Here is a 15,161-nt window from a genome sequence, read left to right on the forward strand (position 1 = left end):
CTGGATTGAATATTGATGCATAAAAGTAATAAGTTAGCCAAGACTAACATAACTTTTAGGCAATTCATTTTCTCCCGGATGGTGGCAGTAGGTTACAGACGGGCGGAGGGGGCGACGGACTGGTCGGTAAAAACGCCGAGGTCGTACTTGAAGGTGGCGGTGATGCCGATCATGGCGGCGTTGTCGGTACAGTACTCGATGCGGGGTACGTAGGTATTCCAACCCCTTGCTTGTCCTTCGGAAACCAGTCGCCGCCGCAGCTCACTGTTGGCGGAGACCCCGCCGGCCAGGGCGATGCGGGAGAGGCCGGTTTGCTCGGCTGCGGCGATTAGTTTTTGCATCAGCGTGGTCACGATAGCGTCCTGGATAGAGGCACAAATGTCGTTCAGGTGCTGGCTGACGTACGCGGGGTCGCGCTTATTTTCTTTCTGGAGGGTGTACAGTACACTGGTTTTCAAGCCGCTGAAACTAAAATTCAGGTCACCGGGATCGGGCTGGGCAAACCGGAGCACGGGAGTGCCCAAGCGGGCAAGGCGATCGAGTTCGGGGCCGGCGGGGTAGGGGAGGCCCAGGAGCTTTCCCGATTTATCAAAGGCTTCTCCGGCGGCGTCATCGATGGTTCGGCCGATGATTTCCTGCTCCAGGGGAGCGTGGACAACGACCAGCTGGGTATGCCCTCCGGAGACGGTCAGGCACAGGTAAGGAAATTCCGGCTTGGGGTCCTCCGCAAAGTGGGCCAGCACGTGGGCCTGCATGTGATCCACTTCGATGAGGGGGATGTTGCGCGCCAGGGCGAATGCCTTCGCGAAACTGACGCCCACCATGAGGGAGCCGATGAGTCCGGGTCCGCGCGTAAAGGCCACGGCATCCACCTCCCGGGCTGCAACCGCGGCGCGTCGGAGCGCTACATCGACCGTGGGAACGATGTTTCGTTGGTGGGCGCGGCTGGCGAATTCGGGTACCACCCCACCGTATTCTACGTGGACGGCCTGGGCCGCGGTGACGTTGCTGAGGACCACCCCATCGCGGACCACTGCGGCGGAAGTATCGTCACAACTGGATTCGATGGCTAAAATAGTGGGCATGGTGGAGGGATGAGGGAGGCCGAAAGTAGTGGCAAACAAGAAAATGGCTCCGTCGTTGCGCCAAAACCCCGGCCGGCGGCATCTTTTTGGTGCAATCTGGTCTAACGAATTGCGCGCCGGGGAACGTATATTTATCCCCGGCCAATTCGGGGTCCAAAGGAAAATGTTTTATACTTGCACAAATTAACTGCTCACGATGCGTAAATTATTTAGTCTGGCCTTTCTGGTTCTGGCCTTCATCCTGGCCTTCTTGCTGTACCGCAGTATCGAGGAACCCATCACCTTTGCCGACGAGCGTGCCGTAAGGGAGGATGCCGTGGCCGATCAGCTGAAGGTGATTCGCACTACGCAGGAGATGTACCGCGACATTACCGGTATGTTCGCCCCCTCTTTCGATACCCTCAAGCAGGTGCTCCGCAACGAGAATTTTATGGAAGTTCGCATCGTTGGTGATCCCGACGATCCCGACTTCGATCCCACCAGCGCCTACGACACCATCTATTCTTCCGCGATCGACAGCATCAATGCCATGGGCATCGACCTCGACCGGCTGGAATACGTCCCCTACACCGACAACAAGGTGTTTGACATTGCCGCCGACACCATCGACTACCAGTCGACCAAGGTGCCCGTAGTACAGGTCGGTATTGCCCGTAAGGAGTTTATGGATCGGTTCGGCGACGAGCGGTTCAAGCGGTACGATCAGCGGTACGACCCCAACGCACCGCTCAAATTCGGTGATCTGAGTAAGCCCAGTCTTTCCGGGAATTGGGAATAAGCAATTACGATATAACCGCCAGTGCGTTCCATCCGGGCCGCACGCAAGATTACGAACTGTCCATCCTTACGGGGATGGACAGTTTTGCGTATATCATCCGTGATCGGAACGAAAACCGCTTGGTAGCCTATCGTTCCTACGCCTTCAGCAACGAAGAACGCAAGGACTGGTCCGCCGCCTTCGGCCGCCTGGTAGCGGCTGATGCGAAGCTGAACGGGACCCGCTACGGTAAGCTAACGCTGGCCTGGGACACCCCCGTACTGAATCTTGTGCCCGGCCCACTATTCGACGAGGAAAGTACCCGCTCCTATTTAGAGCAATTGACCCTGGTGGGGCTGGAGGACGAAGTCCGCCACGAGCACCTCCACGAACTGGATGCAGAGATCATTTATTCCGCCCGCCGCGATCACTTGGCCACCGCGGAGCGAACCCTCGGTACCGACGGCAGTCAACATTATGCAGGTAGCCTGCTGACCGCCTGGGCGGCCCGGTCGCGGCGGCTGAACCACCAAGCCATCTCGTGCGCCGTACGCGGACAGCGGATGTTCGTGGCCGGTCACCGCAACGGAAACCTGGAATACTACAACACCTTCGTCTACGGTAGTGCACAGGACGGCATTTACTATATGCTCCTGGCCTACGAGCAGTGTGACTTCGCTCCGGATCGCATTCCCCTGTACCTGTGTGGCGAGCTGACTACGGAGGGGGAACTGTACGGGCAGTTTTATCAGTACATCGAAGACATACGATTCAGCGAATACGGCGTACCGCCGGCTGCTCCCGCCGAACTGATTCATTTGCCGGCCCACCTTTACTTCGACCTGCTCTGCCTAGGTTAGACCCGATAAACCAACGACGACATGCGCATCATTTCCGGTAAATTCAAGGGTCGCCGCTTCAGTCCGCCCGCCGATAACTGGCCCACGCGACCCACGACCGACTACGCCAAGGAGGGACTCTTCAACCTGCTGAATAACCGGTTGGACTTTGAGGACTTACGGGTGCTCGACCTCTTCGGCGGTACGGGCAGTCACGACTACGAGTTCATCTCCCGGGGATGCTGCGATGTGACCTACGTAGACAAACACCCGCCCGCGGTGGCTTTCGTCAAGAAGACGATCGCTACCCTGGGGGTGGAAGACTGCATTCAGGTGTGGCGTATGGACGTTTTTAAGTTTCTCGAGCGTCCCGTCAGTCAACCGTACGACTACATTTTTGCCGGTCCGCCGTACCCGCTGCCCAACATTCCTGAACTGCCGGACCTGGTGTTCAATGCCGGTTTGATCGCTCCGGAGGGGCTATTCGTACTGGAGCACAATCCTCACCACGACTTTACGGGCGATCCCCGGTGCACGGAGGTGCGCAAATACGGTAAGACCATCTTCAGTTTCTTTCAGACCTGAGGAAATAGCGGGGGGCAATAATTTGTGACCGTCCGTTGCAGTTTAGTAAAAAACTGTCCCGATGCTAAGATGGCTGCCTGTTCTATTCGTTGCATTATCGCTGGCCGCATCCGCCCAAACCTTGGAGCGCAGTATTGGTCTGGAGTTGAGTCCGCAGCTTAGCGAGAGCCGTATTTCGGGTACGAACAGCGCTACCTTCACCCAGCTCGACCGGCTCGACAGCCTGGAGCAGGGTGGGGTAGGGTTTGGTATCGGAATTCTTTACGAGTCGCGGGTGGATCGGATCGGTTTCAGTACGGGGTTGCGGTACACCAGGGCCGGTTACGCTACCTTGGAACAGCCCGCCCCGGGCAGCGCCACCACCTTTAGTGACGATGTGTCCGCTAATTACCTCGCGCTACCCTTCGACGTTAACTTTTATCAGGATGTGACCGACAACGACCGGGTGCTCTTCGTACTCGGCGTGGCGTTGCAGTACCACCTCGGAACTAAAATCCGGCGAACGACCTACGCCAATGGTGCCGAAACCGGGACGGAGACGCTGGCCGACGATGCCGTGGATTACCGGCCCTTCGTAACTTCCTTTCTGACCGGGATCGGTTACGACCGCAAGCTTTCGACCGACTGGGCCATTCGTTTTCAGCCCACCTTTCAGTTCTTCCTTAACGGCAACCTGCGGCCGGACGCCGATACCATTGCCAATCGCAACTACTACCAGCTGGGGCTGCGAATCGTGGTTCGGCGACTCTTTATCTGATCTCGGTCCGCGAACACCCGTAATGGGGGGGCGTTTCCTGGGGACAATCATTGCTTCCCAGCTTATTCTCCTATGGCATTCTACGGACACGTAATCAAGGCGTTAATTCAGACCAAGCATACCCTGCTTCCCCACGAGCCCAGCGACCCGTATGCGGCCCAGGAGGAACAACTGAGGAATCTGCTGGAAACCGCCAAGGATACCGCTTTCGGCAAGTACTACAACTTCGCCCGTATTCTGGAGGCCGAAGACGTGCGTAAGACCTACCGGGAGGAGGTGCCGATCTTCGATTACGATACCATAAACGAAGAATGGTGGAAAAAACAGCGCCACGATCCCGACATCACCTGGCCCGGTCGACCCGGCTTTTTCGCCCTCAGCAGCGGTACGACCGGAAAGAAGAGCAAGCGGATTCCGGTCACGGACGAGATGCTGGAGTGTACCCAACGGGTGGGGCGCGCCCAGGCCGAATGCCTCGCTAACTTCGATCTGCCGGCGGAGTTGTTTGAGAAAGACATCCTCATGCTCACCAGCTCGGCGGACCTCAACGAGAAGGACGGCTGGCTGGAAGGCGAGATCAGTGGCATCAACGTAAGCAACATGCCCGAATTCATGGAGGGGGTGTATAAGCCGGGCCTGGAAATCGCACAGATTGCCGACTGGGACGAGCGGGTGCAACGCATTGCGGAGGAGGCGCCGAAGTGGGACGTGGGTGCCCTGGCCGGAATTCCTTCCTGGATGGTGATGATGCTGCGTAAGGTGATCGAGCACAACAAGCTCAGCAACATCCACGAGATCTGGCCGAACCTATCGATCTATACGACCGGAGGCGTGGCCTTCGAGCCCTACCGCCAAACCTTCGAGGCCCTGCTGGACCACCCGATCACCATCATGGATACTTACCTAGCTAGCGAAGGCTTCTTCGCCTTCAACGCGCGGCCAGGCACGATGGCAATGGAACTCGCCCTGGACCACGGCATGTACTTCGAGTTCGTGCCCCACAACGAGCGTGGATTCGATTCGGCGGGTACCATCCTGGAAAAGCCGAAAGTCGTGGACTTTCGCGGGGTAGAGGAAGGGGTTGATTATGCCCTAATCGTATCGACACCCGCCGGTGCCTGGCGGTACATGATCGGCGATACCATCAAGTTCATGGATAAGGAAAAGATGGAGATCGTCATTACCGGACGGACCAAGTACTTCCTCAACGTAGTGGGCAGCCAGCTTTCCGAAGAAAAGCTCAACAAAGCCATCGGGGTCCTGAATAAAAATACCGGTGCCACGGTGAAAGAATTCACCGTCGGGGCAATCAAGCGCGAGGAAGACGGCGAGTACGTGCACCAGTGGGTACTCGGACTGGAGGAAGGCGAACTAGACGCGGAGAAGGCAAAGGAGGAACTGGACCGCCACCTCCAGGAAGCCAACAAAAATTATGCCGTCGCCCGCAAGAAGGCCCTGAAGGATATTCGGGTCAGAGTGGAGCCGGCCGATCGCCTCTATGCCTTCCTTGAACAGACCAAAAAGAAGGGGGGGCAGATCAAGTTTCCGAAGGTGATGCCGGAGGAGAAATTGCTGGAATTGCTGGAATTTTTGAAAAAGTGACCCCGTCGGACCGCTTAACCGTCGGACGGGGTCACCCCGTCCGCTGAAAATCCGTCGGACGGCTTAAGCGGTCCGACGGATTAAGCCGTCCGACCGCTTCCAATCCAATTTCGCGATCAGCTCAGAGTAAGCCCAAAATCAGGTACAGCCCCGCCGCCACCCCCCCGGCAAGCCCGGCGTAAGGCAACTGCGTCTTGACGTGATCGATGTGGTCGGTCGCGGAGGCAAGACTCGATAGAATGGTCGTATCCGAAATAGGGGAGCAGTGGTCGCCGAAGACGCCCCCACCCAGTACGGCGGCAATGGCCATGAGCACATTGGCGTCCATCTCCCGGGCCATCGGTACGGCGATCGGAATCATGATGGCGAAGGTGCCCCAACTGGTTCCCGTACTAAAGGCAATGAAACAGGTAACGACGAACACGAGAAAGGGGACGAGCCCGGGAGACAACCAGCCCCGTGCCAGCTCGGAAACGTAGATACCGGTTTCGAGCTGCTTACAGAGCGCCCCGATGGCGAAGGCCAACAGCATGAGTAGCGCAAGCGGAATCAGGCCGGCAATGCCCTTCAGCACCAGATCCACCGACTCCCGAATGCCAAATATGCCCTGCACTTTATAGCTGGCAATGGACACCAGGATGGAAATCGTCACCGCAGTAAGCACCGCCGTAGATCCACTCCCACTGCCGATGGCCTGAAAGATCATTGCTCCCGCGCCCCCGCCCGTTCCTACTATTTCGCGGGCATCGGCCCACCCCGTATAGGCGAGCATGAAGGGCATGCAAATAACCATAATCACGATCGGGACGACCATGTTGAAGGCGCGCGGCGTTACGCCCTCCTTGGCCTCGACGCTGGTAAGGGACTCGTCTACGACCGGCTGGGCACCGTCGTTGAGGTATTTACCCGCCCGCGCCCGCCGCTCGGCATGCTTCATGGGGCCCCACTCGACGCCGGTGAGGATAACGACGGGCACGAGCGCCAGGGCGGCAAAGGCATAAAAATTATAGCCCAGTGCCCGCAGCATGGTGCCGAAGGGGTTGGCGAAGCCCTCCGCGGCCAGCAGGGTCATGATGAACGCTCCCCAGCCGTTGAATGGAATGAGAATAGAGCTGGGTGCCGAAGAAGAATCGGCAATGTAGGCCAGCTTTTCACGGCTGATGCCGAGCTTATCAAAGATGGGTCGGTATAGGGTGCCTACGGTGAGCACGCTGATGCTGGATTCCACAAAGACCAGGAAGCCGGTGATCCAGGCAAGCAGCTGGACCACGGTCCGACTGGATCCACTCCGCTGCTGTTCGTAGGTCCGCAACCGTCGGTCGATACTGGCAATAAAGCCGTTCACCCCGCCGCTGCGCTGCATGAACACAATGAGGGCACCGACCAGCGCACAGAACATGATGGTACGGGTATTGCCGGCGTCGGCGAAGACGTCGACCAGCCCCTGCAGGGTATCGAGGAAGCCGATCCACGGATTCCCGCCGGCCAGGATAACGTAGCCCAAAAAGATGCCGGCCAGGAGTGAAATGAACACCTGCCGGGTGAGGATGGCCAGTATAATGGCGATCACCGGCGGGAGGAGAGTGAGAAATCCAAGCTGCTCGGCCATGGGCGAAAGGGGAGGTTAGGGGTGGAGTTCAGCCGGAAAAGGCGTAAATTGAAGCTACGGCAAGGTAGCATTTTGCCGGGCTATTCACCTACTCCGGCCCACGGTGTCCGTCCGCGCGGGCGCGCGCTGCGTCCCCTAAACAATTACGGGGCGGTCAGTGGTTAGAGAGTAAAACAACCTTCAGCAGCATGGCCAAGACAATTAAAACCATCGACCACAACCTCATCCGGGCCTTCGCTTCGGCACGGAACGGGCTTCCCGCCATGGTGGATCAGGTAGAGGACGGCTACAACAGTCAGCCGCTGCGCATCAATTTCGAAGAAGTCGACAACAACGACGACTTCGACCTGAACCCCGTCACCTGGGAGGTATTTTTCCTAGAAATGCAGAACCGGGAGCTCGCGCTGGCCTATGAGGAGGACGGCGACGACCCCTACTACTATGAGTTCGTACCCGCCAACGCCTAATGGGTATGGAAACGGTACTTATTGGTGGAGGAAGCGGATTTGTGGGCATGCACCTGTCGCGCAAGCTGCGTAGTGCGGGCTACGAAGTCCGTCACCTAAGTCGCACTGCCCGCCCCGGCGGGGAGTTTGCCACCTTCGTCTGGGACGTGAACACCGACGTGATCGACGCCGCGGCCTTTGCGGACGTAGGTTATGTCATCAACCTGGCCGGTGCCGGCATTGCCGACGAGCGGTGGACGCAGGAACGAAAGAAGGTGATCATCGAGAGCCGCACCGGCTCGACCCGTCTCCTAGCGACCACCATGGCCCGCCTCGGGATCACCCCCAAGCTTTACCTCTCGGCCAGTGCCATCGGCTACTACGGCGACCGCGGTGAGGAACTACTGACGGAAGATGCCGCCCCCGGCGACGGTTTTCTTAGTCAGTCGTGCGTGCTGTGGGAAGAATCCGTCGGGGAGGTCGCCCGTCTGGGCATTCCGGTTTTCATCAATCGTACCGGCATCGTGCTACACCCGAAGGAAGGGGCGCTGGAAAAGATGCTCCTCCCGCTGAAGGTAAGGACGTCGACTTACTTCGGCGACGGCAAGCAATACTTCAGTTGGATCCACATCGAAGACCTGGTCGGCATCTACGTCTTCGCTCTGGAAAATCAACTTACGGGAGTGTACAACGGTACCGCCCCCAATCCGGTGCGTAGTAAGGCCTTTGCCCAGTCTCTGGGTCCGGCACTGAATAAATCGGCTCTCGTCGTCCCTGCCCCCGCCGCCGCGCTGGAAGTTGCCATGGGGGAGATGAGCCATACCGTGCTGGACAGCACCCGCTGCTCAGCGGCTAAGATCGAGGCGGCCGGCTACCGATTTGCCTACCCCGAACTAAGTCAGGCCCTCGAACAACTGCTGGGGTGATCTTTACCTACGACGGCACGTTTGCGGGCTTACTCTCGGCAATCTTCGAAGCCTTTCGGTTGCGGGCGGAGGTAACCGACATCATCCCCGAAGATCGGTTTCAGCAACAACTTTTCGGCAAGGAGATTCCGATAGAAACGAATCCGGAACACGCTGCTCGCGTAATCGCCGGCCTGAAGAAGCGCAGCGGCAACGACCGCATCGTAGAACTGTTGCGTCACGCATACCTGACGGAGCAGCCGGAGGTGGAACGGTTGATCTTACACTTCGTCCGGCGACAGATGGCCGTGCACGCCCTCGACGTCAGCAAGGATGCCGGCGACGAACGGATCAGACGCGTGTTACGGCTGAAGCAACAGATGGGGCGTGAAGTGCACCGGATGCACGCCTTTGTCCGCTTCCAACAGACCGGGGACGGTATGTACGTCGCGCTGATAAACCCCGATTTCAACTGTCTGCCCCTAATTGGCGACCACTTTGCGGCGCGCTATCCCGCAATGGAATGGCTCATCTACGATACCCGCCGCCACTATGGCCTGCACTGGAGCAGCGAGCAGAAACGAGCCGAGTTTATCACCCTCGATTCGAACCAGGACGGCCGGCTGAGAAGCCTGTCGGCGGAGATGCTGGAGGCGGGAGAGACGGATTATCAGGAGCTCTGGCAGACCTACTTCCGGGCTGTCGACATTCCCGAGCGCAAGAACATCAAGCTTCATCTACAGCACGTACCTAAGCGGTACTGGAAATACCTCACCGAAAAGATTTGATCATAAAGCGGTCGCAGCCGCTATGCCCGGTACTGCCCAACGGACCGGGCAGTGGGGTGAAGCCGTACTTTTCGTAGACCGCCGCCGCGCTGGTCATTGACGCTACGGTTTCGAGGTACATCCGCGCGTATCCGTCCCGGCGGGCGTCCGTAATGCAGCGGTCCATCAACAGCCTGCCGCCGCCCTTTCCACGGGTTTGGGAGAGCAGGTACATCTTACGGAGTTCGCAGACGGTACCGTCGCTGCCCGCGAGGGGCGCATAGCCTCCGACGCCGACTACTTCATCGTTCCGGGTATCGTCGACGAGGACAAAAAAGCCCGAGCGGGGCTGGGAATAGGCGGTGTGCATATCCTCCAGTTCCGGATCATTGATCGAGTAGCCTTCCCCTACGCAGTTGAATTCCGGCATCACGGTGCGGATAATTCTGGCCACGGCGGCATTATCGGACGGGAGAATGGGTCTTAGGTAGAGCATAGTCGGTCAGTACGCTTCTTCGAGTTGGTAGATCGCGGGCAACTGTCGCCCCAGTCCGTCGTAATCCAGGCCGTAGCCAACGACAAATTTAGGGGCAATCGTGAAACCGATCAGGTCGATCGCCACATCGACGCGCTGGGCCTGGGGTTTGTGGAGCAGTGTGACCAAAGTGATCGAGCGGGGAGACATTTTCCGCAACTTCGGCAGGAAGGACCGCATGGTGAGCCCGCTGTCGATGATGTCTTCGATGAGCACCACGTCCTTGTTCCGAATAAGGTCTTCTTCCGGGGGAATCAGGAGGCGTACTTCTCCCTCCGTTTCGGTGCCGGAGTAGCTGCTGGTACGGACAAATCCGATCTCACCGCTGAGCCGACTGGCCCGGACGAGATCCGCCGCGAAAACAAAGGCCCCCTTTAGCATGATGATGAAACTGGGATCGCCGCTGTCCAGGCGGTCGTGCAGTTCTTTTCCCAACTCCACCACCCGCTGGTGAATGGCTTCCTGACTCAGGAGGGGCTGAAAGTACAATTCATGAAGTTTGACGCGATCGGTTGCGGGCATACGGCAAGATAAAGGGCTGAAAATAGCGGTTGTTCTACGATTTCAAAACGGTTGCCGCTGATTCGAAAGCGGAATTTCGCTACAAATGCTCCGAATGTACCATCGCGGTATTTAGAAGGTTAGGCAACAATGCGTCGCTACATCCAAATTTAATTTTACTCAAAAATCAACCACCAACCATCGTGCGGAATACCGGATCGGTATTCACCGGAAATATGCGGCGAACAATTTAAAATTTGCCGCAAAATAAGATAGTCAACACGATATTTATACGACATCCAGAATTGGCAAAATTAAATTCCCTCAAATTTTTTGGGACTCGGTTATGAACTTTGGTACAATAAGTTCATATATTTGAATCAACGCAATGCCAAAAGGCCTTTTGCGTGACTTAGAATAATTTGGTTTTATTTGGTTAGGGCTGAGGTAGTGCTGTGGTGGCACTGCCTCATTTTTTTTGCCAGCTGACCGTAATGGTCGCATCCAGGTCGGTGCCAAAGGTATTCTGCTGCTCCGTGCGCAACCGGTAACCGGAGGCCGGATCGTACCTCAGGTGATGAATGCCGGCGGAAAGCACCGTCCCCGTACGCCGCACGATGTCAATCCGCACCGGCCGATCGGCCAGACTGCGTACGGTCAGCAACCGGGTTTCCAGCGTGCTGTCGGTTGCGGTATACGTCTGGATCAGCGTATCCCCCGCTTGCCTGCGATCGGTGCGATACTTATCCAGGTAGGCCGGCTTATTGATGTCGGCATTGCGGAACACCTTCAGGTCGTTGCCAAAATTCAGGTCGCTGAGGGTCTGGGTTTCGGAATTTCCGTTGAGAACGATGGTCTTCTCCACGGCGGAGCGCCCGGCGGTCAGGCTATCTACCTGCCCGTCGATGTAGCCGGCCAGATCGAAGAAGGGTTCCTGCTGCGTTTCCCGTTCGAGCTCGTCGGCATAACAACCGGACAGCAGCAAGAGCAGGGTAAGAAGGCGAAGCATAGGCAAGGCGGTAACTTTACCTACCTAACGCGCAGCTTCGTGAATAGTGGTAAAGAAATCTTCCTGGCAATCGGAGCGCTGCTCCTGATCTGTGTGCTCTGGTCCTGGGGCTTGGGGCAGCTGTGGCTGTTCGACTGGGACGAGATCAATTTCGCGGAGATCGCCCGCGAGATGCACCTTACCGGCAACCTGCTGCAACCCACGATCAATTACCTGCCGTTTCACGAAAAGCCACCCCTCTTTGCCTGGATGCAGTGGCTGAGCTACCGTGCCCTCGGCGTCAACGAATTCGCGGCCCGCTTCCCCAATATTTTGTGCGGGGCCGCGACCCTTTCCTTTCTGGCCTACTACGGCCGCCGCCGCGGAATCGGCTACTGGTGGGCGGCATTTTATGCCGGCAGTCTTCTGCCCGCCCTCTACTTCCGTTCCGGCATCATCGACCCCTGGTTCAACCTGTTCATCCTGCTGGCCGTCGTTCGGCTGTTTTCCCCCGGGCCCGTCTCGCTGCCTACCATCTTACTTAGCGGATTGCTACTGGGACTGGCCATCCTCACCAAGGGGCCGGTAGCCGCGCTGATCGTAGGCCTGGTCGCCCTGGGTTTGCTGTTGCGACGGCGCGGCAAGTCGTGGTACGCGTACTTGCTTGTCGGACTGCTCTCCCTGCTACCGGCTGCCTTGTGGCTCACCGCCCTGTGGCAGGAAGACGGGGGCTATTTCGTGCGCGCCTTCTTTGAATACCAGTGGCGGTTGTTCACTAAAGAAGATGCCGGGCACGGCGGATTTTTCGGCTACCACGTGGTGGTGTTGCTGATCGGCTGTTTTCCCGCGGCCCTGTTTGCCCTCCCGGCCCTGGTCGACTCCCGTAAGTACGGCTCGCCGACGGACCGCGGTATGCGGATGCTGTTCTGGGTGACCCTCATCCTGTTTTCCATCGTAAGCACCAAGATCGTCCACTATTCTAGTCTTTGCTACTTTCCGCTCACTTGGTTTGCGGCGCGGTGGACGGCAGCGGCTGGCCCGCACACCCTCTTTCCCCAGCGTTTGCTGGTGGGGCTGCGATCGGTTTGGGGCCTTTACCTGTTCGCCGCCCTACTGATCGCGGTTGCCGGATGGACGATGGCCTACTGGCTGCCGCTGGTGACCGATTCGGAGTTGGCGTCGCGCCTGGAAATGCCGGTGTCCTGGCCGTGGTACACCATCCTGCCCACGCTGATCGTTGCCAGTCTCTTATTGGTCGACGCCTACCTTAAGCCACCTCGCCGGTCGCGCGCCGCCCTGCATCTACTTGCGATGTTCCTGTTTTGCCTGGTGGCCCTCCCCGTATTCGCTCCGCGTATCCAACAGTACACCCAGGGTGCCGCCGTAGAATTTTACCGGAGCTTCGCTGGGCAGGACGTGCTGCTGGGTACCTGCCGGTACAAATCGTACACGCCACTCTTCTATGGGGCGGTGACGCAGGAGCAGGGTGGACGCACAAGGGAGCAAACCTTCTACGATGCCATTCCTCACCCGCTGTATTTTTCCAGTCCGTTGCGGTTGACGGAGAAAGCCCGGGGGGACGTGCCGGATGCGGAATTACTCTACCAGCGGGGTGGGTTTTCGTTCTTCCGACGGCCCGTCCCGCCTCCGGCGGTCAACGGGCCGGCAAACTGAAGGCGACGTAGCGATCACCGGATTTAGTACCCAGCTTACCCCCTCCGCATGCGACTACCACGTACTGCCGGCCGTCCACGGCATAAACCGAGGGGGTAGCGTAACCCGCCGCCGGTAGGGGAGCCTCCCACAGTAACTGCCCGTCCCGTGCCCGAAATGCGCGGATCTTCTCGTCTAGAGTCGCGGCGATAAACACCACGCCACCGGCAGTCGCTACCGGACCACCGTAGTTTTCGGAACCCGTGTTGCGAATTCCGCGGGCGACCAGATCGGGATATTCACCCAGGGGCACCTGCCAGCGAATGCTGCCCCGGTCCAGGTCAATGGCCGAGAGGGTTCCGTAGGGCGGCGAGGTAATGGGATGGCCGTCGCTCGTCCGCAACCGCTTGTACCCACCCATAATGTAGGGATACGGCCAGCTTCCTTCCCCACTTGCTTCTTCTTTATCGCCGGAGGCCATGGAGGCGCTGATCTCCTCCACTGAAGTATCCGCGTCAAGGGTAAGCAACCATTCCGCGACGGCCGTTACCTGTTCCTTTTCGAGCCAGGTGACGGCCGGCATGGCCCCGCGCCCGTTGTGGATAAGTTGCGTGATGGCCGGTACGTCCAACCGGGGCGCCAGACCGAGGAGCGAAGGACTCTGAAATACCCCACCGCCCCGGAGATCGGGACCGTGACAGGCCTGACAGGCGATGGCGTACACCGACCGACCGGGATCCGCTCCGGAAAGCTCCAGTACGGGGTTCATCTTTAGCATCCACGGCATCTCGTTTGCGTTGACGAAGAACAGCCGGTCGCTGGGAGAGTAGGAAGCCCCGCCCCACTCGGCTCCGCCGTCGAAGCCGGGAAACATGATGGTGCCCTCCTCGCTCGGCGGAATGAAGGGTCCTCCGTAGCGGGATTTGGCCAGCACTTCCCGCGCCTCCCGGTTCATGACGGAATCAAATGGGTAAAGGTCCGCTTCGGTCAGCTCCTGCCGGGTGAAGGGCGGCGGCAGGGTCGGCATGGGCTGGGTGGGGCTCGTGGATTCCCCCGCAAGGTCGGAAGCGGGGTAGGGGCGCTCTTCCACCGGGAACAGCGGCTCCCCCGTATCGCGATCGAGCAAGAAAAGGTATCCGCCCTTGGTGACCTGGGCCACTGCGTCACGGTCTTTGCCCTCGTGCTCGACCGTGATCAGTACGGGGGTAGCCGGATGGTCGCGATCCCACAGGTCGTGGTGGACGGTCTGGTAGTGCCAGATCTTTTCTCCGGTGCGGGCATTGAGGGCCAGCACACAGTTGGCGTACAGGTTTTCGCCCGGACGATTGCCTCCGTAAAAATCGTAAGAAGCAGAGCCCGTGGGGACAAACACGTACCCCCGCTCTACGTCGAGGCTCAACCCCGCCCAGGCATTGGCTCCCCCCGAAGCCCCTTCCGGGAGGGTTCGGAACATCCAGACCAGCTCCCCGGTATGGATACTGAAGGCCCGAATGTGACCCGGGGCGGCACCGATGTCCTCACTTACGCGCCCGCCCATGATGATCAGGTCGTCGTAGATGATGCCGGGGCTGGTCGAGATCACGAACTGCTCCCGGGCCGCATCCCCCAGTCCGGTGTGGAGATCGACCCGGCCGTTCTCGCCAAACTCCGGAACTGGCTGCCCCGTCACCGCATCCAGGGCGTAGAGAAAGGAGCCGGCGGGGTAATAAATCCGTCGCCGGGTACCGTCTGTCCAGTAACTGAGGCCGCGGTTGGTCCCCATGCCCAGCAGCTCTTCATTGAATACGGCAGGATTGAAGTGCCACTTTTCCGCTCCCGTTGCTGCATCCAGCGCGAAGGCCTTTAACTGTGGATTCGTGCCGTAGAGCACGCCGTCGATCACCAACGGATTGCACTGAATCTGGCTTCGATTCAGGGTATCGCGGTCGCCGGAGGAATAGGACCAGGCAACGGTCAGGTCGGCGACGTTGGACGTATCGATCTGCGTGAGCTTGCTGTACTGGGTGGTGGCGGGGTCGCCGAGGTAGTGTGCCCAGTCGTTTGGGTTGTCGACTGGGTCGGGCCGGCTACAGCCGAACGCGGCGATCAGGCAGGTTAAGTAGACAAGTCTGGCGGTCATTGGCGGAAGATCG

15 protein-coding genes are annotated in these 15,161 nt (G+C 58.7%); 9 read left to right on the top strand and 6 right to left on the bottom strand.

Annotated features, from left to right (window positions below; translation table 11 throughout):
* Window positions 1–92: 92 nt before the first annotated feature.
* Window positions 93–1,085 carry a tRNA (adenosine(37)-N6)-threonylcarbamoyltransferase complex transferase subunit TsaD gene (gene tsaD / locus GGR28_RS12220; RefSeq protein WP_183496086.1) on the bottom strand — a complete coding sequence of 331 codons (993 nt, stop codon included), beginning with the start codon at window positions 1,083–1,085 and terminating at the stop codon, window positions 93–95.
* A gap of 196 nt (window positions 1,086–1,281) precedes the next feature.
* On the opposite strand from tsaD, the gene GGR28_RS12225 reads away from it, so the two are divergent.
* From GGR28_RS12225 to GGR28_RS12245, 5 genes are all read left to right on the top strand, one after another.
* Window positions 1,282–1,863, top strand: coding sequence for a hypothetical protein (locus GGR28_RS12225; protein ID WP_183496087.1), 582 nt, complete (start codon window positions 1,282–1,284; stop codon window positions 1,861–1,863).
* Window positions 1,854–2,702, top strand: coding sequence for a DUF3822 family protein (locus GGR28_RS12230; protein WP_183496088.1), 849 nt, complete (start codon window positions 1,854–1,856; stop codon window positions 2,700–2,702). Before GGR28_RS12225 ends, GGR28_RS12230 begins: the two co-directional genes overlap by 10 nt.
* A 21-nt stretch (window positions 2,703–2,723) precedes the next feature.
* Window positions 2,724–3,266, top strand: coding sequence for an RsmD family RNA methyltransferase (locus GGR28_RS12235; RefSeq protein ID WP_183496089.1), 543 nt, complete (start codon window positions 2,724–2,726; stop codon window positions 3,264–3,266).
* A gap of 61 nt (window positions 3,267–3,327) precedes the next feature.
* Complete coding sequence (locus GGR28_RS12240) at window positions 3,328–4,023, top strand: porin family protein (RefSeq protein WP_183496090.1); 696 nt, start codon at window positions 3,328–3,330, stop codon at window positions 4,021–4,023.
* A 72-nt stretch (window positions 4,024–4,095) separates the two neighbouring features.
* The gene (locus GGR28_RS12245; RefSeq protein ID WP_183496091.1) at window positions 4,096–5,625 is read left to right on the top strand and encodes a GH3 family domain-containing protein; all 1,530 of its coding nucleotides are present in this window, start codon (window positions 4,096–4,098) and stop codon (window positions 5,623–5,625) included.
* Window positions 5,626–5,746: 121 nt separating this feature from the next.
* Here the strand turns inward: GGR28_RS12245 and GGR28_RS12250 are convergent, their stop codons facing one another.
* Window positions 5,747–7,234, bottom strand: a complete 1,488-nt coding sequence (locus GGR28_RS12250) for a Na+/H+ antiporter NhaC family protein (protein WP_183496092.1) — start codon at window positions 7,232–7,234, stop codon at window positions 5,747–5,749.
* A gap of 188 nt (window positions 7,235–7,422) precedes the next feature.
* Between GGR28_RS12250 and GGR28_RS12255 the strand changes: the two genes are divergently transcribed.
* The 3 genes from GGR28_RS12255 to GGR28_RS12265 are packed head-to-tail and all read left to right on the top strand — an operon-like array spanning window position 7,423 to window position 9,373.
* The gene (locus GGR28_RS12255) at window positions 7,423–7,701 is read left to right on the top strand and encodes a hypothetical protein (protein WP_183496093.1); all 279 of its coding nucleotides are present in this window, start codon (window positions 7,423–7,425) and stop codon (window positions 7,699–7,701) included.
* 5 nt (window positions 7,702–7,706) lie between these two features.
* On the top strand, window positions 7,707–8,606 hold the full coding sequence (locus GGR28_RS12260; protein ID WP_183496094.1) for a TIGR01777 family oxidoreductase: 900 nt from the start codon (window positions 7,707–7,709) through the stop codon (window positions 8,604–8,606).
* Window positions 8,603–9,373 (top strand): TIGR03915 family putative DNA repair protein, encoded by a 771-nt coding sequence (locus GGR28_RS12265; protein ID WP_183496095.1) that lies wholly within the window; start codon window positions 8,603–8,605, stop codon window positions 9,371–9,373. Before GGR28_RS12260 ends, GGR28_RS12265 begins: the two co-directional genes overlap by 4 nt.
* Here GGR28_RS12265 and GGR28_RS12270 read toward each other — a convergent pair.
* The 3 genes from GGR28_RS12270 to GGR28_RS12280 form a co-directional block, all read right to left on the bottom strand.
* Window positions 9,357–9,848 carry a GNAT family N-acetyltransferase gene (locus tag GGR28_RS12270; protein WP_183496096.1) on the bottom strand — a complete coding sequence of 164 codons (492 nt, stop codon included), beginning with the start codon at window positions 9,846–9,848 and terminating at the stop codon, window positions 9,357–9,359. The genes GGR28_RS12265 and GGR28_RS12270 overlap by 17 nt on opposite strands.
* Before the next feature lie 6 nt (window positions 9,849–9,854).
* Entirely contained in the window at window positions 9,855–10,409 is a 555-nt protein-coding gene (locus tag GGR28_RS12275; RefSeq protein ID WP_183496097.1) for a phosphoribosyltransferase, read from the bottom strand.
* Window positions 10,410–10,857: 448 nt separating this feature from the next.
* A complete protein-coding gene (locus GGR28_RS12280; protein ID WP_183496098.1) occupies window positions 10,858–11,397 on the bottom strand; it encodes a hypothetical protein in 540 nt (179 codons plus the stop codon).
* Window positions 11,398–11,436: 39 nt separating this feature from the next.
* Here GGR28_RS12280 and GGR28_RS12285 point away from each other — a divergent pair, with 39 nt between their 5' ends.
* Entirely contained in the window at window positions 11,437–13,050 is a 1,614-nt protein-coding gene (locus GGR28_RS12285) for an ArnT family glycosyltransferase (RefSeq protein ID WP_183496099.1), read from the top strand.
* Here the strand turns inward: GGR28_RS12285 and GGR28_RS12290 are convergent.
* On the bottom strand, window positions 13,031–15,148 hold the full coding sequence (locus tag GGR28_RS12290) for an outer membrane protein assembly factor BamB family protein (RefSeq protein WP_183496100.1): 2,118 nt from the start codon (window positions 15,146–15,148) through the stop codon (window positions 13,031–13,033). The two genes, GGR28_RS12285 and GGR28_RS12290, sit on opposite strands and share 20 nt — an antisense overlap.
* Between the last annotated feature and the right edge of the window lie 13 nt (window positions 15,149–15,161).

The sequence above is a fragment of the Neolewinella aquimaris genome, assembly GCF_014197245.1.
Lineage (GTDB): Bacteria > Bacteroidota > Bacteroidia > Chitinophagales > Saprospiraceae > Neolewinella > Neolewinella aquimaris.